This window comes from Variovorax sp. TLI9-5A, from assembly GCF_056867935.1.
On the sequence record NZ_CP200310.1, the window covers coordinates 4,461,217 to 4,479,555 of the forward strand.

Below are 18,339 nucleotides of genomic sequence, written 5' to 3' on the forward strand. Positions count from 1 at the left end.
ATCCTTGCCCGGGCGAAGGTCTGGCGCGGGGGTGACAGGCCGGCACCGCAGGCGCCACCTAGAATCGCCCCCGCTGCGCGGTTCGCCGGGCGGCAAGCGTTCTCAGGGCGGGGTGAAACTCCCCACCGGCGGTGATGGCGGTGTCTTCCGAAAGAAAGAGCCGCACAAGCCCGCGAGCGCCCGGAGCTTGCAACGAGCTTCGGGGTCAGCAGATTTCGGTGCGATTCCGAAGCCGACGGTCACAGTCCGGATGAAAGAGAGCGCGAAATGCGGGCCTGCCCGCGCGTCCGGCTTCGGCTTGCGCGCGAGCTGCCTTGCGGTTTCGTGCGCCCTGATTCAGGAAACCTGCTTTCTCAGAGGCACACCATGAGTCAGATCAACGACCTTCCCCTTTCCGCCGTCACCGCGTCGGGTTCGCCGCGCGGCACGCGCATCGCCTTCGTCGAGGCGCAATGGCATTCCGACATCGTCCACCAGGCGCGCGACGCCTTCCTCGAGGAGATGGACCGCCAGGGCGTGGCGCGCGATCTCATCGACATCTTCGACGTGCCCGGCGCCTTCGAGATCCCGCTGCACGCCAAGCGGCTTGCCAACTCCGGCAAGTACGCGGCCATCATCGGCTGCGCGCTGGTGGTGGACGGCGGCATCTACCGTCACGAGTTCGTGGCCAACACGGTGGTCAGCACGCTGATGTCGCTGCAGCTGGAGACCGACGTGCCGATCTTCTCGGCCGTGCTCACGCCGCACCACTTCCACGAGCATGTGGAGCACCGCAAGTACTTCCACCGCCACTTCGCGGTCAAGGGCACGGAAGTGGCCGAAGCCTGCGTGAAGACGCTCGAAGGGCTGAAGAAGGTGGACGCGCTTCTGGCCGCCTGACCTACGTGACATCGGAGGCGGGCCTGCGTAACCTGCGCGGATGAGCACCTCGTCCACCCCCGCCCGCGAAGACCGCTACACGCTCTACGGCGCCCCCGGCTCGGGCGCCACGCCCGTCCACGCCGCGCTCACGCTGATCGGCGCGCAGGTCGAGACAGTCGACATTGCCCCATGGGAGGGCGAGGCAGAGCGCGAGCGCGTCTCCACCGTCAACCCCATGCGGCAGGTGCCGGCGCTCGTGCTGCCTTCGGGAGAGGTGATGACCGAGAGCGCGGCCATCCTCATCTGGCTCGGCGACCGCTATCCGGAAGCCGGGCTCTGCCCTGCGCCCGACGACCCGCTGCGCGCACGCTACCTGCGCTGGATGGTCTACCTGCCAGCCGCCATCTACTCGATGTTCTGGGTGCGCGACGAGCCCTCGCGCCTGGTGCCGGACCCGGCCGCGCAGGCGGCGATGCTCGAGCGCACCGCCGAGCGCATCGCGCACTGCTGGCAACTGATGGATTCGCAGATCGACGAGCCCGCGCCCTACCTGCTCGGCGAGAAGATCAGCATGCTCGACCTGTACGTGACCGTGATGTCGCGCTGGACGCCGCGCCGCAGGCGCTTCTACCGCGTGGCGCCGCGCATGGCGCGGGTGGTGCGCCGCGTGGATGCCGATCCGCGCCTGGCGGAGTTCTGGGCGGCGCGCTTTCCGTTCTCGACGGACGACACTCAGCAAAGCTGAGCTGCCTCCGGTTTTCCTATCATCGACGCCATGACCGCACGCACCCCGACCACCGCCTACCCGATGACGATCTACCACAAGCCCAACTGCAGCACGTCGCGCAACGTGCTGTCGTTGATCCGCGAAAGCGGCGTGGAGCCCGAGATCGTTCTCTATCTTGAAACGCCGCCTTCGAAGAAGAAGCTGCGCGAACTCTCGAAGGCCATGGGCATGGGCGCGCGCGACCTGCTGCGCGCCAAGGAGGCTCCCTACGAGGAGCTGAACCTGGCCGACGCGAAGTGGAGCGACGACCAGATTTTCGACTTCATCGTCGAGCACCCGATCCTGCTGCAGCGGCCCATCGTGGTGTCGCCGCGCGGCACGCTGATGTGCCGGCCCTGGGAGCGCGTGCGCGAGATCCTGCCGGCCTGAGCCGGGCCTCAGTCCACGGTCTCTTGCGCGAGGCCCCAGACGACGTGCTCGCGCACCAGCTCGCTCGGGTGCTCGGCACGCGTCGCCAGCGCTTCCTTCGCGCCGCCCTCGCCCGAGCGTGCCGCGTTGCCCAGCGCCACCGCGATGTTGCGCAGCCAGCGCTCGTGGCCGATGCGGCGGATCGGGCTGCCTTCGGTGCGGCGCAGGAAGTCCTGTTCGGTCCACGCGAACAGATCGGCCAGCGTGCGGCCGGTGAGCTCCTCGCGCGCGTCGAAGTCGGGCAGCGTGCTCTTCTTCGCGAACTTGTTCCAGGGGCAGATCAGCTGGCAGTCGTCGCAGCCGTAGATGCGGTTGGCCATCAGCGGGCGCAGTTCGAGCGGGATCGGCCCGCTGTGCTCGATGGTGAGGTAGGAGATGCAGCGCCGGGCATCGAGCCTCTTCGGCGCCACGATGGCCTGCGTCGGGCATACGTCGATGCAGGCGCTGCAGCTGCCGCAATGCGCGGTGACGGGCTCGCTCGGCGGCAACTCCATGTCGACGTAGATCTCGCCCAGGAAGAACATCGAGCCGGCGTCGCGGTCGAGCACCAGCGTGTGCTTGCCGCGCCAGCCCTGGCCGCTGCGCGAGGCCAGCTCGGCCTCGAGCACCGGGGCCGAGTCGGTGAAGGCGCGATGGCCGAAGGGGCCAACCTCCTCGGCGATGCGCTCGGCCAGCCTGGCGAGCCGGTTGCGCAGCACCTTGTGATAGTCGCGACCCCGGGCGTAGACCGAGACGATGGCCTCGCCGGGCCGCTTCAGCCGGTCGAACTCGATGGCCTGCCACTCGGGCTCGGTGCTGCGCGGCAGGTAGTCCATGCGCGCGGTGATCACGCTGACCGTGCCCGGCACCAGCTCGGCCGGACGCGCGCGGCGCGTGCCGTGCGTTTCCATGTATTGCATCTCGCCATGGAACCCATGGGCCAGCCATTGCATCAGACCGACCTCGGCGCTCGATAAATCGACGCCCGCGATTCCGATTTGGGAGAATCCGAGTTCCCTGGCCAAGGCCTGAATACGAACAACGAGTGGATGGCTGACGATCACTTGCCGATTGTAGAAACGCACAAGAGCACCCGCAGCCTGCGCTGGTGCAGCGAAGCCGACACCGAAGCCTTTGCGCAGGCGCTGGCCGCATCGCCCGCATTGCGCGACGCATTCATCGAGCTGCATGGCGACCTCGGCGCAGGCAAGACCACTTTCGTACGCCACCTTCTGCGCGCCCTGGGCATCGCCGGGCGCATCAAGAGCCCCACCTATGCCGTGGTCGAGCCCCACGAGGCGCCCGACGGGCTGCAGATCTTCCATTTCGACTTCTATCGCTTCGCCGATCCGCGCGAATGGGACGACGCCGGCTTCCGCGACATCTTCGCCGGGCCGGGCCTCAAGCTGGCCGAGTGGCCGGAGAACGCCGCGGGCCGTACGCCAATTGCCGACCTCGCTATTAAAATAGAAGCAATGACTGACGACACACGCAGCGTGACCCTCCTCGCGAACACCCCTCGCGGCAGCGATCTGCTGGCGCGCATCGCCGCATGAAGGCGGCCGGCCTGAAACGGCGCGTGCTGCTGCAGGGCGGCAGCATTGCGCTGATGCTCGGCGTGCACCAGATCGCGCGCGGAGCCACCATCCTCGCCGTGCGCGTATGGCCCGCAGCCGACTACACCCGCGTGACCATCGAGTCCGACGCACGCCTGAACTCGCAGCAGCTCGTGGTGGGCAGTCCGCCGCGGCTCGCGGTCGACATCGAGGGCATCGACCTCAACCCCGAGTTGCGCGAACTGGTCGGCAAGATCAAGCCGGGCGACCCGTACATCAACGGCCTGCGCGTGGGGCAGAACGCGCCGAAGGTGGTGCGCATCGTGTTCGACCTGAAGCAGGCCGTGGTGCCGCAGGTGTTCTCGCTCGCGCCCGTGGCCGCGTACAAGCACCGGCTGGTGCTCGACCTGTATCCCGAGCAGGCGATCGACCCGATGGAAGCGCTGATCGCCGAGCGCCTGCGCGATGCGCCGCGCACTTCAAGCGGCGGCTCCGCTGTCGCCGGGGTCGTGCCGCCCCCCCTGCCCCGGCTGCCGATCCACTCGGTGACCTGATGGCGCAGCAGTCGATGCGCCCCGGCCCGCAGACGCCTCCGCCCGCCGTCGCGATCGCGCCCGACCGCCCTTCGGCCCCGCCTCCGCCCGTGGTCGGCACCGCGCCCGTCAGGCCCGTCGCGCCGCCTCCGCCGGTTGCGCCTGCGTCGCGAGGCCCCAGCAGCACCGCCACCGCCAGCCGCACCGACCGCATCATCATCGTGGCGCTCGACCCCGGCCACGGCGGCGAAGACCCCGGTGCCATCGGCCCCGCCGGCACGCGCGAGAAGGACATCGTGCTGCAGGTGGCCCACCGCCTGCGCGAGCGCATCAACGCGAGCAGCGTGAACGGCAGCCCGATGCGCGCCTTCCTCACGCGCGATGCCGACTTCTTCGTGCCGCTGGGCGTGCGCGTGCAGAAGGCGCGGCGCGTGCAGGCCGACCTGTTCGTGAGCATCCACGCCGACGCCTTCACCACGCCCGCCGCGCGCGGCGCCAGCGTGTTCGCGCTAAGCCAGAGCGGCGCATCGAGCAGCGCCGCGCGCTGGCTCGCCAACAAGGAGAACGACGCCGACCGCGTGGGCGGCGTGAACGTGGGCAACCACGAGGCGCAGGTGCAGCGCGCGCTGCTCGACATGAGCACCACCGCGCAGATCAACGACAGCCTGAAGCTCGGCGGCGCGATGCTCGGCGAGATCAAGGGCATCGGCGCGCGGCTGCACAAGAGCTCGGTCGAGCAGGCCGGCTTCGCGGTGCTGAAGGCGCCCGACATTCCGAGCGTGCTGGTGGAAACCGCCTTCATCAGCAACCCGGAAGAAGAAGCGAACCTGCGCCGCGTCGACTACCAGGAAAACCTGGCCGATGCGCTGATGCGCGGCATCCAGCGCTACTTCGCGCAGAACCCGCCGCTGGCGCGCAGCCGGCAGCTCTAGCCCTACCGGCTCTGCCTGTAGAGCCAAAGCATGCACTCCTGTCCCACGCGGTGCGCCCCGCGAGGCCGCACAGGCACGTGCGGCTGGTTCCTACACGGCACGCGGGGGTGAGCTGGACATGATGAGCCATCACTCATCGAAAGGTGGACATCATGAACACACGTCTCTGGATCGCTGCAGCCGCAGCCACTTCGGTCATGGCCATTGCGGGCTGCGCGAGCGGTCCCAATCAGAACCTCGGGACCGGCGTGGGCGCCGTGGGTGGCGCACTGGTGGGCAATGCCATCGGCGGCAACACCGCGAGCACAGTGGGCGGCGCGGCCATCGGCGGCATCATCGGCAACCAGATCGGTCGCAATGCCGATGAACGCAACTATTACAACCAGCAACGCTATCCGCGCGGCAGCGGCTACTACCCGGGCAACGGGCCGAACTACTGATACACAGCCTGAACGACAGGCCTGAACGAAAAAGCGCGCTCCCGGCGCGCTTTTTCATTGGTTGGCGGATCGAAGATCAGGCCTGCGAAGCCTGCTGCGCTTCGCGCGCCTTCTCCGCCTTCGAGGCGCGCCACGCGCCATAGATCGCCAAGAGGCCCGGCACGAAGATCAGCGCCCAGATGATCTTGTCGAGATGCTGGCGCACGAACGGCAGGTTGCCGAAGAAGTAGCCGGCAGTGGCGATGCCCAGCACCCAGATCAGCGCGCCCACCACGTTGAACATCGTGAACTTCGCGCGGTTCATCTCGGCCACGCCGGCCACGAAGGGCGCGAAGGTGCGGATGAAGGGCATGAAGCGCGCAAGGATGATGGTGATGCCGCCATAGCGCTCGTAAAAGGCATGCGCCTGATCGAAGGCCTTGCGGTTGAAGAAGCGCGAGTTTTCCCACTGGAACACCTTCGGCCCGAAGTAGCGGCCGATGGAGTAGTTGCACTGGTCACCCAGAATGGCAGCGGCAATCAATATTCCGCAGGCCAGCGGATAGTTCATGAGCCCCGCGCCGCACAGGGCACCGACGATGAAGAGCAGCGAGTCGCCCGGCAGGAACGGCATCACCACCGCGCCGGTTTCCACGAAGACGATGAGGAACAACAAGGCATAGACCCAGGGGCCGTAGGCAATGACGAAGGCCTCGAGGTGTTTGTCGACGTGAAGGACGAAGTCGACGAGAAAGCTGATGATTTCCATGGGCGCGGATTATCCTTGCTCGACCCGACGCCCTTCGTGAATCACCCCATGCTGCACATACGCGCCGCCACAGATGCGGACTGGCCCGCCATCTGGTCCGTCCTCGAACCCACCTTCCGACGCGCAGACACCTACACCTTCGCGACCGATGTCGCAGAAGTCGAAGCACGCCATGCGTGGATGGACGTGCCCGCCGCGACCTTCGTGGCCTGCAACGATCAGGGCGCGGTGCTCGGCACCTACGTCATCAAGGCCAACCAGCCCGGCCAGGGCTCGCACGTAAGCAATTGCGGTTACGTCGTGTCCGATGCGGCGCGCGGCATGGGCGTCGCATCGGCCTTGTGCGAACACTCGCAGCAGGAAGCCGTGCGCATGGGCTTTCGCGCGATGCAGTTCAACTTCGTGGTGTCGACCAACGAAGGCGCGGTGCACCTGTGGCGCAAGATGGGCTTCGCGATCGTCGGCACGCTGCCCGGCGCGTTCAGGCATCCGCAGCATGGCTTCGTGGATGCGTATGTCATGTTCAAGCAGCTGCAGCAGCCCTGAACAGGCGCCCCGGATTCACCGCTTTTAGAATGCCCCGGTGAGCGCCCTCCCCACTTCCATCTCCCCCGCACAACGCCGCCCGATCCGCGAACTGCCCGACGAGCTGATCAGCCAGATCGCAGCCGGTGAAGTCGTCGAGCGGCCGGCCTCGGTGGTGCGCGAGCTGCTGGACAACGCGCTGGACGCGGGCGCCAGCCAGATCACGGTGCGGCTGGCCTCGGGCGGCGTGCGGCTGATCTCCGTGGAAGACGACGGCCTGGGCATTCCGCGCGAGGAACTCACGGTGGCGCTGCGCCGCCATGCGACCAGCAAGATCGCCAGCCTCGACGATCTCGAGACGGTCGGCACGATGGGTTTTCGCGGCGAGGCGCTGGCGGCCATCAACGCGATTGCCGAGCTCAGCATTCTTTCGCGCTTCGCAGGCTCCGACTCGGCCTTCGCGCTCGACGGGCGCACCGGCGAGCTGCGGCCGGTGGCCCGCTCCACCGGCACCACGGTCGAGGTACGGGAGCTGTTCTTCGCCACGCCCGCGCGACGCAAGTTCTTGAAGACCGACGCCACCGAGCTGGCCCATTGCATCGAGGCGGTGCGCCGCCATGCGCTGGCGCGTCCCGAGGTGGGTTTCTCGATCTGGCACGACGGCAAGCTGGTGGAGCAGTGGCGTGCCGCCGCCACGCGCGAGCAGCGGCTGGCCGATGCGCTGAGCGACGAGTTCGTGTCGCAGAGCGTGACGGTCGAGCGCGAAGGCGGCGCGGTGCGCGTGGTCGGCCGCGCCGGCATTCCGGATGCGGCGCGCTCGCGTGGCGACCATCAGTTCTTCTACGTCAACGGCCGCTTCGTGCGCGACAAGGTGCTGTCGCACGCGGTGCGCAGCGCGTACGAAGACGTGCTGCACGGCCAGCGCCAGCCGGTGTATGCGCTGTACCTGGAGATCGATCCGTCGCGCGTCGACGTGAACGTGCATCCGACCAAGATCGAAGTGCGCTTTCGCGACGGGCGCGAGGTGCACCAGGCAGTGCGCCATGCCGTCGAAGACGCGCTGGCGGCCCCGCGTGCCGGCGACGCGACAGCGCCGGCAGGCGCGCCGCAGCCGTTCTTCAAGCAGGCAGCTCTGCCGTCGAATGCCAGCTGGGCACAGCCGGCCATGGATTTCACGCCCCGCGAGCGCGGTACCGGCGATTTCGAGGCCATGTGGCCCCGGCGCAGCGAACAGCAGCAACAGGCTGCGCTGCATGCGGCGGAGCCTTCCGCGCCGGCGCCATGGCCAGCGGCAAGCGCGGCGCCGGCCAGCTTCCAGGCGCCAAGCGGACTGCCCCTGGCGCCGAGCCCCAGCGCGCAGTCCATCGCCAACAACGACGAAGCCTGGCCGCTCGGCCGTGCGCTGGCCCAGCTGCAGGGCGTCTACATCCTGGCCGAGAACAGCCAGGGCCTGGTGATCGTCGACATGCACGCCGCGCACGAGCGCATCGTCTACGAACGGCTCAAGACGCAGCTCGACGGAGCGTCCATCAGCAGCCAGCCGCTGCTGATTCCGGCCACCTTCGCGGCCACGCCGCAGGAAGTGGCCACGGCCGAGGCCTGCGCCGAGGTGCTGCCGACGCTGGGGCTGGAGATCACGCCCTTCTCGGCGCGCACGCTCGCGGTGCGTGCCGTGCCGGGAACGCTGGCCGATGGCGACCCGGTGGAACTGGCGCGCAGCGTGCTGGCCGAACTGGGCCAGCACGACGCCAGCACGGTGGTGCAACGCGCCCAGAACGAGCTGCTGTCCACCATGGCCTGCCACGGGGCTGTGCGGGCCAACCGCAAGCTCACCATCGACGAAATGAACGCCCTGCTGCGCCAGATGGAGGCCACGGAGCGCTCGGACCAGTGCAACCATGGCCGGCCGACCTGGCGCCAGCTTTCGGTGCGCGAGCTGGATTCGCTCTTCATGCGTGGCCGATAAACAGTGAAATACGGCCGATCCGCGGTTTTCGGACGTTTTTAAGTCTTTTTTCTAGGGTTTTCCGCAGTCGGCGAAATCCCAGGCACATCCGTTGCATGTGCTCGGTAAAGTGCCGCCGAGCACTGTTTCAGGGAGTTACCTTGCTGCTGTGTCGGCGCATCAAGGTGAAAGCAGGTGAACTTTCGAGCCGACTCCGCTGTCCCTCAAACCCATGATGAAACGCTGGACCCTCCTCGCGTCTGTCCTCTCGCTGTGTGCCCTGCTCGCCGCCGGTTGCTCGACGCTCGACGAACAGCAACGCGAATGGATCTTCCAGCCCAGCGACCGCAGCTGGGGCAACACCGCTTCCATGACCCAGGGCATGGAAGACGTGTGGATCGATTTCCAGTCCTCCATCACCGGCGAACCCGCCCGCCTGCACGGCCTGTGGCTGGGCGGCGCGCCCGAGACCACCGCCACGCCCGTGCTGCTGTACCTTCACGGCGCCCGCTACAACGTGGCCGGCTCGGCGCCGCGCATCCAGCGCATGCATGAGCTGGGCTTCTCGGTGCTGGCCATCGACTACCGCGGCTTCGGGAAGAGTTCCAAGGGCCTGCCTTCGGAAGAATCGGCCCGCGAGGACGCCCGCGCGGCCTGGACCTGGCTGGCCGCGCGCCACCCCAAACAGCACCGTTACATCTTCGGCCACTCGCTCGGCGGCGCCATCGGCATCGACCTCGCGGCGCACGTGAAGGACGAGAGCGGCACCATCGTCGAGAGCACCTTCACCTCCATCGCCGACGTGGTCAGCGGCTTCAAGTGGGGCTGGCTGCCCTTCGGCCCCTTCATCACGCAGCGCTTCGAGGCGATCAACGCGGTCAAGGACATCGGCTCCCCGCTGCTGGTGGTGCACGGCACGGCCGACAGCCTCATCAACCCCACTCTGGGCCGCAAGCTGTACGACGCGGCCACCGTGCCCAAGCTGTTCGTGCTGGTCGAAGGCGGCTCGCACCACAACACCAACTCCATCGGCGAGGCGCAGTACCGCGCGGCGCTGACACAGTTGTTCCGCATGAAGCCGGAGAACATGGTCGCCAGCAACGCCGCCGTGCGGCCGGCACCGCGCCTATCGCCGCCTGCCGCTTCGGGCACGCTCACGCCGCAGGACGTGAGCGGCAAGGTGGAGCCGCCGGCACCCGCAGCCATCTGAGGGCAGCCCGCCTCCAAGGTCCGGCACACAGCCGGGCCCGCGCCATTTGCTACGCTCGGCGCACCATGTCTCCCAGTTCCGACGCGGCCGCGAAGGCCGCCACCCGCGCATCGCCCGATGCCGCGCCCTCCCCGACTCCACCGCGCTACATCGCGCTCGCAGGCCCCACCGCCTCGGGCAAGACGGCCGCCGCACTCGCGCTCGCGCGCTTGCTGCCGGTGGAGATCGTCTCGGTCGACTCGGCGCTGGTCTACCGCGGCATGGATATCGGCACCGCCAAGCCCACGCCCGCCGAGCAGGCGGCGGTGCCCCACCACCTGATCGACATCCTCGATCCGCGCGACAGCTACAGCGCAGCCGCCTTCGTAGCCGACGCGACGCGGCTCATCGGCGAGATTCGCGCGCGCGGCGCGCTGCCGCTGCTGGTGGGCGGCACCATGCTGTATTTCAAGGCGCTGTTCGACGGCATCGACGCGATGCCCGCGGCCGACGCCGCGGTGCGCGCGCGCATCGACGCCGATGCAGCCGCACTCGGCTGGCCGGCGATGCACGCGCGGCTCGCGCAGGTCGATCCGGTCACGGCCGCCCGGCTCGCGCCGCAGGACAGCCAGCGCATTCAGCGCGCGCTCGAAGTGTGGGAGAGCAGCGGCCAACCGCTGTCGAGCTTTCATGCGAGCGACAACAAGACCGCCGGCGCGGTCGAGGGCGGCGTGCTGTTCTCGCTCGAACCCGCCGATCGCGCCTGGCTGCACGGCCGCATCGCCGAGCGCTTCGACACCATGCTGACGGCAGGCTTCCTCGACGAGGTGCGAGCCCTTCGCGCGCGCGGCGACCTTTCGACCGACCTGCCCTCGATGCGCTGCGTCGGCTACCGGCAGGCCTGGGAAACGCTCGATGCGGCCGGCAGCGCGGCGCCCGACGCCAGGGCCATGGCCGACCTGCGCGAGCGCGGCATCGCGGCCACGCGCCAGCTCGCCAAGCGGCAGATCACCTGGCTGCGCAGCATGCCGCAGCGCACGGTGATCGCCTGCGACGCCCCCGATGCGGTGCAGACCGCCGTTCAACGCATGGCAAAGGCCGCCGCCCCCAGATGACGCTTCGCATTTCAAACCTCGGCAAGCACTACGGCGATGCGTCGGTCTTCGAGAACGTGGCGCTCAGCGTCGAGCCCGGCGAGTTCGTCGCCATCGTGGGCGAATCGGGCGTGGGGAAGTCCACGCTGCTCAACTGCATGGCCGGCCTCGACAGCTGGGACCAGGGCACGGTGACGCACGACGGCACCGACATCGGCGCACTCGACGGCGAAGCCTGCGCGCTCTGGCGGCGGCGCCATGTGGGCTTCGTGTTCCAGGCCTTTCACGTGCTGCCGCACCTCGACGTGGCGCAGAACGTGTCGCTGCCGCTGATGCTGCTGGGCCAGCAGAAGGACAACGACGGCCGCGTCGCCCACATGCTCGAAGCAGTGGGCCTGCCCGGCATGGGCGCGCGGCTGCCGCAGACGCTGTCGGGCGGCCAGCTGCAGCGGGTAGCCATCGCACGCGCGCTGGTGCACCGCCCCGCCCTGCTGCTGGCCGACGAGCCCACGGGCAACCTCGACCCGTCCACCGCCGCGAAGGTGATGGAACTGCTCATCGGCCAGACCCGCGAGCACGGTGCATCGCTGGTGCTGGTGACGCACTCCGAAAGCGCGGCGGCCCGGGCCGACCGCCTGCTGCACCTGACGGCCAGCGGAATCCGCGACTGAGTTTGCTGATTACTGCTGCGGCGCGATCAGCGCCCCGAAGCGCGACAGGTCGACGTTGCCGCCGCTGATCACGATGCCCACGCGCTGGCCCGCAATGGCCTTGCCCGCCGCGATCGCGCCCGCGAAGGCGAGGCAGCCGGTGGGCTCCACCACCATCTTCATGCGCTCGGCGAAGAAGCGCATTGCGTCGACGAGCTGCCCGTCGGTGACGGTGAAGATGTCGTCCACGTCGCGGCGGATGATGCCGAAGGTGTATTCGCCCAGATGCTGCGTCTGCGCGCCGTCGGCGATGGTCTTCGGGGTTTCGATGTGCACGATCTTCCCGGCGCGCAACGATTGCTGGCCGTCATTGCCCGCCTCGGGCTCCACGCCGTAGACCTTGCAATCAGGCGACAGCGCGCGCGCCGACAGCGCCGAGCCCGACAGCAGGCCGCCGCCGCCCAGGCACACGAACAGGTGGTCGAGCGGGCCGGTTTCCTCGATCAGCTCCTTCACCGCCGTGCCCTGGCCGGTGAGCACGTCGGGGTGGTCGTAGGGCGGGATCATCGTCATGCCGCGCTCCTGCGCAAGCTTCTTCGTCAGCGCCTCGCGGTCCTCGGTGAAGCGGTCGTACATCACCACCTCGGCGCCGTAGCCCTTGGTGGCGGCGACCTTGGCCGCCGGCGCGTCCTTCGGCATCACGATCACGGCGGGCATCTGCAGCAGTCGCGCCGACAGCGCGATGGCCTGCGCGTGGTTGCCCGACGAGAAGGCGATCACGCCGCCCTTGCGCTGCGTGGCATCGAACTTCGACAACGCATTGAAGGCGCCGCGGAACTTGAACGCGCCCATGCGCTGGAAGTTCTCGCACTTGAAGAAGAACTCGGCGCCCCAGCGCTCGTTGGCGGTGGAAGAGCGCAGCACCGGCGTGCGGTGGGCATGGCCTTCGAGCCGCGCGGCCGCGGCGATGACGTCGTCGTAGGTAGGTAGTTGCATGGGGTCGAGCTTAGCGGTGGCTTGCAATTTTTTGCAGCCCCGATGGGTAAAAACCCGGTATGCACGGCGGCGCGGAACTCCGTACTCTGTATACAGAGTTCAAAGAAAACCGGCGCAAGGAGACAACCATGCCCGCGCAGCTCGTCAGCATCGAGGTCGCTCCCGACCTCGTCGATCAGGTCTACCGAGCCCTGCTGGGCGCCATCAGCAGCGGCGCGCTCGCGCCTGGCGAGCGCATCACGCAGGAGGACATCGCGCAGCGCCTGTCGGTGTCGCGCCAGCCGGTGCTGCAGGCGCTGCGTCTGCTCAAGAAAGACGGCTTCGTGCTCGACGCGCCAGGCCGCGGCGTGCTGGTGGCGCCGCTGGAAGCCGAGGCGATGCGCAAGGTCTATCAGGTGCGTGGCGCGCTCGACGCCCTGGCCGCCCGGCTGGCGGCGCGGCAGCGCTTTCGCATCGACCCGAAGCTCATCGAGCGCGGCCGGCGTGCCGCGCGCGGGCGCAACGTGGAAGCCATGATCGATGCCGACGTCGCCTTCCACCAGGCCATCTACGAGGCATCGGGCAATCCTCTGATCGCGCAGAGCGCCGATCCGCACTGGCGCCATCTGCGCCGCGCGATGGGCGCGGTGCTGCAGGCCGAGCCGCAGCGCGAGACGCTGTGGGACGAGCACGAGGCCATCGCCGACGCCATCGCGGCAGGCAACGCGGACCGCGCTGCACGCCTGAGCGAGGAACACGTCTCGCGGGCCAGCGAGACACTGAGCGAGCGGCTGCTGGCGCATGCCGCATCCACCCACACCCCCACGCAAAAAGGAGACAAGGCATGAAGCTCACCCCCGAGCAGCGCGCGCAGTTCGAGCGCGATGGCTACCTGTTCTTCCCCGGCCATTTCTCGGCCGAGGAAACCAGGGTACTGACCGACGCGGTGCCCGATCTCTACGCGAAGCGCGAGGCCTTCAACGTGCGCGAGAAAGGCTCCGACGCCGTGCGCACGAACTTCGCCGCGCACCTCGTGAGCGAGCCTTTCGCGCGGCTCGCGCGCCATCCGCGCATGGTCGAGCCGGTGACCGACCTCTTCGGCGAAGGCGTCTACATGCACCAGTTCAAGATCAACGGGAAGATGGCCTTCGAAGGCGACGTGTGGCAGTGGCACCAGGACTACGGCACCTGGCTCAACGACGACCTGATGCCCACCGAGCGCGCGATGAACGTCGCGATCTTTCTGGACGACGTGAACGAGCACAACGGCCCGCTGATGTTCATTCCGGGCAGCCATCGCAAGGGCGTGGTCGACGCGAAGCATGACCTGACCACCACCAGCTATCCGCTTTGGACCGTCGACAACGACCTGATCCGCCAGCTGGTGGATCGCGCCGGCGGCAAGCACGGCGGCATCGTCTCGCCCAAGGGGCCGGCGGGCTCGATGATCCTGTTCCACAGCTGCCTGGTGCATGCCTCGGGCAGCAACCTCTCGCCCTTCAACCGCGTGGCGGTGTACCTGAGCCTGTGCGCGGTCAGCAACCACATCCGGCGCCACAAGCGTCCCGAGTACATCGCCCACCGCGACTTCACGCCCATCGAGCTGCTGCCCGACGACTGTCTGCTCAAGCCCTACCCGGTGGACGTGCCATGGAAGAACGGCCTGCCCGAGAGCGCGCTGCGCACCTCGCTCGATGTTCTCGACACCGTGGAGGCCTGAACGACATGAGCCTCCACGCCCGCCTGCAGCGGCGCGCCGCCGAAGGCCGCCCCATCCGCATCGGCCTGATCGGCGCCGGCAAGTTCGGTTCGATGTACCTCGCGCAGATCCCGCGCACGCCCGGCGTGCAGCTGGTGGCCATCGCCGACCTCTCGCCGGATGCGGCCCGCACCAACCTCGAGCGCGTGGGCTGGCAGCCCGGCCGCGCCGCAGCCGCATCGGTGCAGGAGGCGCTGGAGCAAGGCACCACCTGGATCACCGACGACTGGCAGGCCGTGACGCGCGAGCCATCCATCGACATCGTGGTCGAGTGCACCGGCAACCCCATCGCGGCGGTGGACCACTGCCTGGACGCCTTCGCGCACGGCAAGCACGTGGTGAACGTGACGGTCGAGGCCGACGCCTTCTGCGGCCCGCTGCTCGCGCGCAAGGCGCAACAGGCCGGCGTGGTCTATTCGCTGGCCTTCGGCGACCAGCCCGCGCTGATCTGCGACCTGGTGGACTGGGCGCGCACCTGCGGCTTTCCGGTGGTGGCGGCCGGACGCGGCCACAAGTGGCTGCCGCACTTCACCGAGTCGACGCCCGAGACGGTGTGGGGCAACTACGGCCTCACGCCCGAGCAGGCGAAGCGCGGCGGGCTCAACCCGAAAATGTTCAACAGCTTCCTCGACGGCTCCAAGCCTTCCATCGAAAGCTCGGCGGTGGCCAACGCCACCGGCCTTGCCGTGCCGTCGGACGGCCTGCTCTACCCGCCTGCGAGCGTGGAAGACATTCCCTTCGTCACCCGGCCGAAGAGCGAAGGCGGCGTACTGGAGCGCAAGGGCATGGTCGAGGTGATCTCCTCGCTGGAAGCCGACGGGCGGAAGATCCCGTACGACATCCGCATGGGCGTGTGGGTCACGGTCGAAGCCGAGACGGAGTACATCAAAAACTGCTTCGAGGAATACAACGCCCACACCGACCCGAGCGGGCGCTACTTCACGCTCTACAAGCGCTGGCACCTGATCGGGCTCGAAGTAGGCATGTCGGTGGCCAGCGTGGCGCTGCGCGGCGAGCCCACCGGCGTGGCCACCTGCTGGAACGCCGACGTGGTCGCCACCGCAAAACGCGACCTGGCCGCCGGCGAGATGCTCGACGGCGAAGGCGGCTACACCGTCTGGGGCAAACTGCTGCCGGCCGCGCGCTCGCTGCGCCTGGGCGGCCTGCCGCTGGGGCTGGCGCACAACATCAGGCTGGTGCGCCCGGTAAAGAAGGGCCAGAGCCTGAGCTGGGCCGACGTGGCTATCGACACCACCACCGCCGCCTACAGGCTGCGCAACGAGATGGAAACCCTGTTCGCACCCACGGCACAGGCAGAGGCCGCCTGACCGCTGCCTGAGAACTTTTCGCCTCGGTGCAGCCACCGTTGCACCGGGAGGCTTCCATGTAAAAAATGTTCTGCTCGGCACGAAGCCCGTGTCGAAATGCTCGCCGGCTGGCCGTCATTGTGGTGAGCGCTCCTGCTCAGCAAGCTTTTCCTTGACGGAGAGACACCATGCAGTACATGTTGATGTTCTACCAGCCCGCGGCCGAATTCGAGCAACGCGAAGACGCATCCGCGCAGGCCTACAGGGCCAGCTGGGTCGCGTATGCCGACGCGGTGCGCCAGTCGGGCATCTCGCTCGGCGGCCACGGCCTCTTCCCGCCCATGACCGGCACCACGCTGCGCGTGCGCGGCGACAAGCGCCAGGTGCAGGACGGCCCCTTCGCCGATACCAAGGAGCAGCTCGGCGGCTATTTCGTGATCGACGTGCCCGACCTCGACGCCGCACTCGAATGGGCGGCGCGCGCGCCCTGCGCGACCACCGGCGGGGTGGAAGTGCGGCCCGTCTTCGTTGCCACCGCACTGGCAGCTGCAGCGGCATGAGCGCTGCGCCGGGCCGCCCCAAGCAAGCTCGCACCGCAGTGCGAAGCACGAAGGTGCTCCAGTGAGCGACCCGGCGGTTCACGGGGCCGCCGAACGGGCGGCGCGCGAGTCGTACGGCCGGCTGCTGGCCATCCTCTCCGCGCGCACGCACGACATCGCCGCGTCGGAAGATGCGCTGGCCGACGCCTTCGCCCGCGCGCTCGAACGCTGGCCCGCCGACGGCATCCCGGCCCAGCCCGACGCCTGGCTGCTGAGCGTGGCGCGCCATCGCAAGCTCGATGCCTGGCGCCACAGCCGCGTGCAGGACCAGGCCACCCAGACCCTGCTGCTGCTCGCCGGCGAAGTCGATGAAGCCGCCGACGGCAGCAGCGGCAACGCCATTCCCGACGAGCGGCTGCGCCTGCTCTTCGTGTGCGCGCACCCGGCCCTCGATGCGGCCGCGCGCGCCCCGCTCATGCTCCAGACCGTGCTGGGCCTCGACGCGGCGCGCATGGCCGGCGCCTTCCTCACCGCACCCTCCACGCTCGGCCAGCGGCTGGTGCGCGCCAAGGCCCGCATCCGCGCCGCCGGCATTCCCTTCGAATACCCGCAGGCGCGAGACCTGCCGCAGCGGCTGCAGGACGTGCTCGACGGCATCTACGCCGCCTACGGCACCGGCTGGGACGACGTGGACGGCGCCGACGCCCTGCCCCGCGGCCTCACCACCGAGGCCATCGACCTCTGCCGCATCCTCTGCGGCCTGATGCCCGCCGAGCCCGAGCCGCTGGGCCTGCTGGCGCTCATGCTCTTCTGCGAAGCCCGCATGGCCGCGCGGCGCAGCGACACCGGCGCCTACGTGCCGCTCGACCAGCAGGACCCGCTGCGCTGGGACCCCGACCTGCTCGCCGAGGCCGAGCTCTGCCTGCGCCGCGCGTCCGAAATGAAGTTGCTCGGCGCCTACCAGCTCGAAGCCGCGATCCAGTCGGCCCACTGCGAACGCCGCGTCGGCGCGCCGGTGCCACCCGAGGCGCTGGTGTCGCTGTACGAGGGGCTGCTGGCGCTGCGGACCAGCATCGGCGCGCAGGTCAGCCTCGCCTGCGCACTCGCGAACGCGCGCGGTCCGGAGATCGGCCTGCGGGCGCTGGAAGCCATTCCTGCACAGGATGTGGCGAACTACCAGCCGTACTGGGCGGCGCGCGCACATCTGCTGGCGGCCGGCGGTGCGCGCTCCGCGGCTCGGCAGGCGTTCGACCGTGCCATCGGGCTGAGCTCCAACGCGGCGGTGCGTGCTTATCTGCACGCGATGTCGGACCGGCTTTGAGCCGACCTACTACTTCGTCGCGTTGAAGGTGCGCGGAAACAGCGCCGCCTGCGAACGGTCGCGCAGCCGGTAACTCATGGCCGGCCGCCCCAGGCTGCCGGTGACCATGCCGGCCTCCTCCATGAATCCGCCATCGAGCATGCGCTTGCGAAAAGCGCTCTTGTCGACCGCCCTGCCCAGCACAACCTCGTAGGTGTGCTGCAGCGCCGGCAGCGTGAATGGTTCCTCCAGCAGAAAGGCCGGCAGCGAGGTGTATTCAACCTTGCTGCGCAGCCGGGCAACGGCCGCATCGAGCAGCTCGCCATGGTCGAAGGCCAGCCGCTTGCGCGAGGCGGCATCGACCTCGAACCACGCCACTTCGGCCGCGTTTGCACCGCTGCGCAGCTGCATCGCCTGCGCGGGAATCAGCGCGTAGAAGCAATGCGTGGCCGACCAGCCCCGTGGATCACGCTGTACCCCGCCCCAACTGCCCAACTGCTCCAGGTAAGGCGTGATCACGCCGGTCTTCTCGCGCAGCTTGCGCAGCGCGCAGTCGAGCAGCGTGGCGTCCTCGTCGATGTTCACGAAGCCGCCGGGCAAGGCCCACTTGCCGGGAAAGGGCTCATCGGTGTCGGCGGGCCGCTTCACCAGCAGGACGTGAAGGGCGTCATCGAGCACGGTGAACATCACCACGTCGACGGTGACCAGTGGGCGCGGGAAGGTCAGTGGCGGGAATGCGGAAGATGGCGTGTTCACGTAAGAGCTTGACTGCGGGATTATTAGTTGTACTATACAACCCTCGATTAGTTGCA

At 68.6% G+C, this 18,339-nt stretch carries 19 protein-coding genes, 1 pseudogene and 1 riboswitch; of the genes and pseudogenes, 16 read left to right on the forward strand and 4 right to left on the reverse strand.

The window, feature by feature from the left end:
* Window positions 1-94 precede the first annotated feature (94 nt).
* Window positions 95-266, forward strand: a riboswitch (FMN riboswitch).
* 100 nt (window positions 267-366) lie between these two features.
* From AC1VNX_RS21155 to arsC, 3 genes are read left to right on the forward strand one after another with little or no spacing between them, the layout of a single operon-like run.
* On the forward strand, window positions 367-879 hold the full coding sequence (locus AC1VNX_RS21155; RefSeq protein ID WP_301507485.1) for a 6,7-dimethyl-8-ribityllumazine synthase: 513 nt from the start codon (window positions 367-369) through the stop codon (window positions 877-879).
* A gap of 40 nt (window positions 880-919) precedes the next feature.
* A complete protein-coding gene (locus AC1VNX_RS21160; RefSeq protein WP_483159106.1) occupies window positions 920-1,606 on the forward strand; it encodes a glutathione S-transferase family protein in 687 nt (228 codons plus the stop codon).
* Window positions 1,607-1,636: 30 nt separating this feature from the next.
* A complete protein-coding gene (gene arsC, locus AC1VNX_RS21165) occupies window positions 1,637-2,017 on the forward strand; it encodes an arsenate reductase (glutaredoxin) (protein WP_483159108.1) in 381 nt (126 codons plus the stop codon).
* 8 nt (window positions 2,018-2,025) lie between these two features.
* Here the strand turns inward: arsC and queG are convergent, their stop codons facing one another.
* Window positions 2,026-3,099 carry a tRNA epoxyqueuosine(34) reductase QueG gene (gene queG / locus AC1VNX_RS21170; RefSeq protein WP_483159110.1) on the reverse strand — a complete coding sequence of 358 codons (1,074 nt, stop codon included), beginning with the start codon at window positions 3,097-3,099 and terminating at the stop codon, window positions 2,026-2,028.
* Here queG and tsaE point away from each other — a divergent pair.
* From tsaE to AC1VNX_RS21185, 3 genes and pseudogenes are all read left to right on the forward strand, one after another.
* A complete protein-coding gene (gene tsaE, locus AC1VNX_RS21175; RefSeq protein WP_483159112.1) occupies window positions 3,085-3,591 on the forward strand; it encodes a tRNA (adenosine(37)-N6)-threonylcarbamoyltransferase complex ATPase subunit type 1 TsaE in 507 nt (168 codons plus the stop codon). The genes queG and tsaE overlap by 15 nt on opposite strands.
* Window positions 3,588-5,056: pseudogene (locus tag AC1VNX_RS21180) on the forward strand (N-acetylmuramoyl-L-alanine amidase). The gene tsaE and the pseudogene AC1VNX_RS21180 overlap by 4 nt, the downstream one beginning before the upstream one ends.
* 152 nt (window positions 5,057-5,208) lie before the next feature.
* Window positions 5,209-5,496 carry a glycine zipper domain-containing protein gene (locus AC1VNX_RS21185; RefSeq protein WP_483159114.1) on the forward strand — a complete coding sequence of 96 codons (288 nt, stop codon included), beginning with the start codon at window positions 5,209-5,211 and terminating at the stop codon, window positions 5,494-5,496.
* 76 nt (window positions 5,497-5,572) lie between these two features.
* Here AC1VNX_RS21185 and AC1VNX_RS21190 read toward each other — a convergent pair whose 3' ends face one another.
* Complete coding sequence (locus tag AC1VNX_RS21190; protein WP_483159116.1) at window positions 5,573-6,244, reverse strand: DedA family protein; 672 nt, start codon at window positions 6,242-6,244, stop codon at window positions 5,573-5,575.
* Window positions 6,245-6,292: 48 nt separating this feature from the next.
* Between AC1VNX_RS21190 and AC1VNX_RS21195 the strand changes: the two genes are divergently transcribed.
* The 5 genes from AC1VNX_RS21195 to AC1VNX_RS21215 all read left to right on the forward strand — a co-directional run bounded on the left by AC1VNX_RS21195 (window position 6,293) and on the right by AC1VNX_RS21215 (window position 11,668).
* Window positions 6,293-6,790 (forward strand): GNAT family N-acetyltransferase, encoded by a 498-nt coding sequence (locus AC1VNX_RS21195; protein ID WP_483159118.1) that lies wholly within the window; start codon window positions 6,293-6,295, stop codon window positions 6,788-6,790.
* Window positions 6,791-6,827: 37 nt separating this feature from the next.
* The gene (gene mutL, locus AC1VNX_RS21200; protein ID WP_483159120.1) at window positions 6,828-8,735 is read left to right on the forward strand and encodes a DNA mismatch repair endonuclease MutL; all 1,908 of its coding nucleotides are present in this window, start codon (window positions 6,828-6,830) and stop codon (window positions 8,733-8,735) included.
* Window positions 8,736-8,949: 214 nt separating this feature from the next.
* Window positions 8,950-9,924 carry an alpha/beta hydrolase gene (locus tag AC1VNX_RS21205; RefSeq protein WP_483159122.1) on the forward strand — a complete coding sequence of 325 codons (975 nt, stop codon included), beginning with the start codon at window positions 8,950-8,952 and terminating at the stop codon, window positions 9,922-9,924.
* Window positions 9,925-9,989: 65 nt separating this feature from the next.
* On the forward strand, window positions 9,990-11,018 hold the full coding sequence (gene miaA, locus AC1VNX_RS21210) for a tRNA (adenosine(37)-N6)-dimethylallyltransferase MiaA (RefSeq protein WP_483159124.1): 1,029 nt from the start codon (window positions 9,990-9,992) through the stop codon (window positions 11,016-11,018).
* Window positions 11,015-11,668 (forward strand): ABC transporter ATP-binding protein, encoded by a 654-nt coding sequence (locus AC1VNX_RS21215; protein WP_483159126.1) that lies wholly within the window; start codon window positions 11,015-11,017, stop codon window positions 11,666-11,668. Before miaA ends, AC1VNX_RS21215 begins: the two co-directional genes overlap by 4 nt.
* Window positions 11,669-11,677: 9 nt before the next feature.
* Here AC1VNX_RS21215 and AC1VNX_RS21220 read toward each other — a convergent pair whose 3' ends face one another.
* Window positions 11,678-12,643 carry a threo-3-hydroxy-L-aspartate ammonia-lyase gene (locus tag AC1VNX_RS21220; protein WP_483159128.1) on the reverse strand — a complete coding sequence of 322 codons (966 nt, stop codon included), beginning with the start codon at window positions 12,641-12,643 and terminating at the stop codon, window positions 11,678-11,680.
* A 128-nt stretch (window positions 12,644-12,771) separates the two neighbouring features.
* On the opposite strand from AC1VNX_RS21220, the gene AC1VNX_RS21225 reads away from it, so the two are divergent.
* The 5 genes from AC1VNX_RS21225 to AC1VNX_RS21245 all read left to right on the forward strand — a co-directional run bounded on the left by AC1VNX_RS21225 (window position 12,772) and on the right by AC1VNX_RS21245 (window position 17,548).
* Complete coding sequence (locus AC1VNX_RS21225; protein ID WP_483159130.1) at window positions 12,772-13,470, forward strand: GntR family transcriptional regulator; 699 nt, start codon at window positions 12,772-12,774, stop codon at window positions 13,468-13,470.
* Complete coding sequence (locus tag AC1VNX_RS21230; RefSeq protein ID WP_483159132.1) at window positions 13,467-14,342, forward strand: phytanoyl-CoA dioxygenase family protein; 876 nt, start codon at window positions 13,467-13,469, stop codon at window positions 14,340-14,342. Before AC1VNX_RS21225 ends, AC1VNX_RS21230 begins: the two co-directional genes overlap by 4 nt.
* A gap of 5 nt (window positions 14,343-14,347) precedes the next feature.
* Window positions 14,348-15,709 (forward strand): NAD(P)H-dependent oxidoreductase, encoded by a 1,362-nt coding sequence (locus tag AC1VNX_RS21235; protein ID WP_483159134.1) that lies wholly within the window; start codon window positions 14,348-14,350, stop codon window positions 15,707-15,709.
* 167 nt (window positions 15,710-15,876) lie between these two features.
* A complete protein-coding gene (locus AC1VNX_RS21240) occupies window positions 15,877-16,248 on the forward strand; it encodes a YciI family protein (protein WP_483159136.1) in 372 nt (123 codons plus the stop codon).
* Between the two features lie 61 nt (window positions 16,249-16,309).
* The gene (locus AC1VNX_RS21245) at window positions 16,310-17,548 is read left to right on the forward strand and encodes an RNA polymerase sigma factor (protein ID WP_483159138.1); all 1,239 of its coding nucleotides are present in this window, start codon (window positions 16,310-16,312) and stop codon (window positions 17,546-17,548) included.
* A gap of 9 nt (window positions 17,549-17,557) precedes the next feature.
* On the opposite strand, the gene AC1VNX_RS21250 is transcribed toward AC1VNX_RS21245, so the two are convergent.
* A complete protein-coding gene (locus AC1VNX_RS21250) occupies window positions 17,558-18,214 on the reverse strand; it encodes an NUDIX hydrolase (protein WP_483161998.1) in 657 nt (218 codons plus the stop codon).
* Window positions 18,215-18,339 lie beyond the last annotated feature (125 nt).

What these genes read in the sequence shown, in the direction of transcription:
- AC1VNX_RS21240 (WP_483159136.1), top strand. Translation starts at nt 15,877, where the DNA reads ATGCAGTACATGTTGATGTTCTACCAGCCCGCGGCCGAATTCGAGCAA.
- AC1VNX_RS21205 (WP_483159122.1), top strand. Translation starts at nt 8,950, where the DNA reads ATGAAACGCTGGACCCTCCTCGCGTCTGTCCTCTCGCTGTGTGCCCTG.
- miaA (WP_483159124.1), top strand. Translation starts at nt 9,990, where the DNA reads ATGTCTCCCAGTTCCGACGCGGCCGCGAAGGCCGCCACCCGCGCATCG.
- AC1VNX_RS21155 (WP_301507485.1), top strand. Translation starts at nt 367, where the DNA reads ATGAGTCAGATCAACGACCTTCCCCTTTCCGCCGTCACCGCGTCGGGT.
- AC1VNX_RS21225 (WP_483159130.1), top strand. Translation starts at nt 12,772, where the DNA reads ATGCCCGCGCAGCTCGTCAGCATCGAGGTCGCTCCCGACCTCGTCGAT.
- AC1VNX_RS21160 (WP_483159106.1), top strand. Translation starts at nt 920, where the DNA reads ATGAGCACCTCGTCCACCCCCGCCCGCGAAGACCGCTACACGCTCTAC.
- tsaE (WP_483159112.1), top strand. Translation starts at nt 3,085, where the DNA reads ATGGCTGACGATCACTTGCCGATTGTAGAAACGCACAAGAGCACCCGC.
- AC1VNX_RS21250 (WP_483161998.1), bottom strand. Translation starts at nt 18,214, where the DNA reads ATGTTCACCGTGCTCGATGACGCCCTTCACGTCCTGCTGGTGAAGCGG.
- AC1VNX_RS21230 (WP_483159132.1), top strand. Translation starts at nt 13,467, where the DNA reads ATGAAGCTCACCCCCGAGCAGCGCGCGCAGTTCGAGCGCGATGGCTAC.
- AC1VNX_RS21215 (WP_483159126.1), top strand. Translation starts at nt 11,015, where the DNA reads ATGACGCTTCGCATTTCAAACCTCGGCAAGCACTACGGCGATGCGTCG.
- AC1VNX_RS21190 (WP_483159116.1), bottom strand. Translation starts at nt 6,244, where the DNA reads ATGGAAATCATCAGCTTTCTCGTCGACTTCGTCCTTCACGTCGACAAA.
- arsC (WP_483159108.1), top strand. Translation starts at nt 1,637, where the DNA reads ATGACCGCACGCACCCCGACCACCGCCTACCCGATGACGATCTACCAC.
- AC1VNX_RS21220 (WP_483159128.1), bottom strand. Translation starts at nt 12,643, where the DNA reads ATGCAACTACCTACCTACGACGACGTCATCGCCGCGGCCGCGCGGCTC.
- AC1VNX_RS21235 (WP_483159134.1), top strand. Translation starts at nt 14,348, where the DNA reads ATGAGCCTCCACGCCCGCCTGCAGCGGCGCGCCGCCGAAGGCCGCCCC.
- AC1VNX_RS21195 (WP_483159118.1), top strand. Translation starts at nt 6,293, where the DNA reads ATGCTGCACATACGCGCCGCCACAGATGCGGACTGGCCCGCCATCTGG.
- AC1VNX_RS21185 (WP_483159114.1), top strand. Translation starts at nt 5,209, where the DNA reads ATGAACACACGTCTCTGGATCGCTGCAGCCGCAGCCACTTCGGTCATG.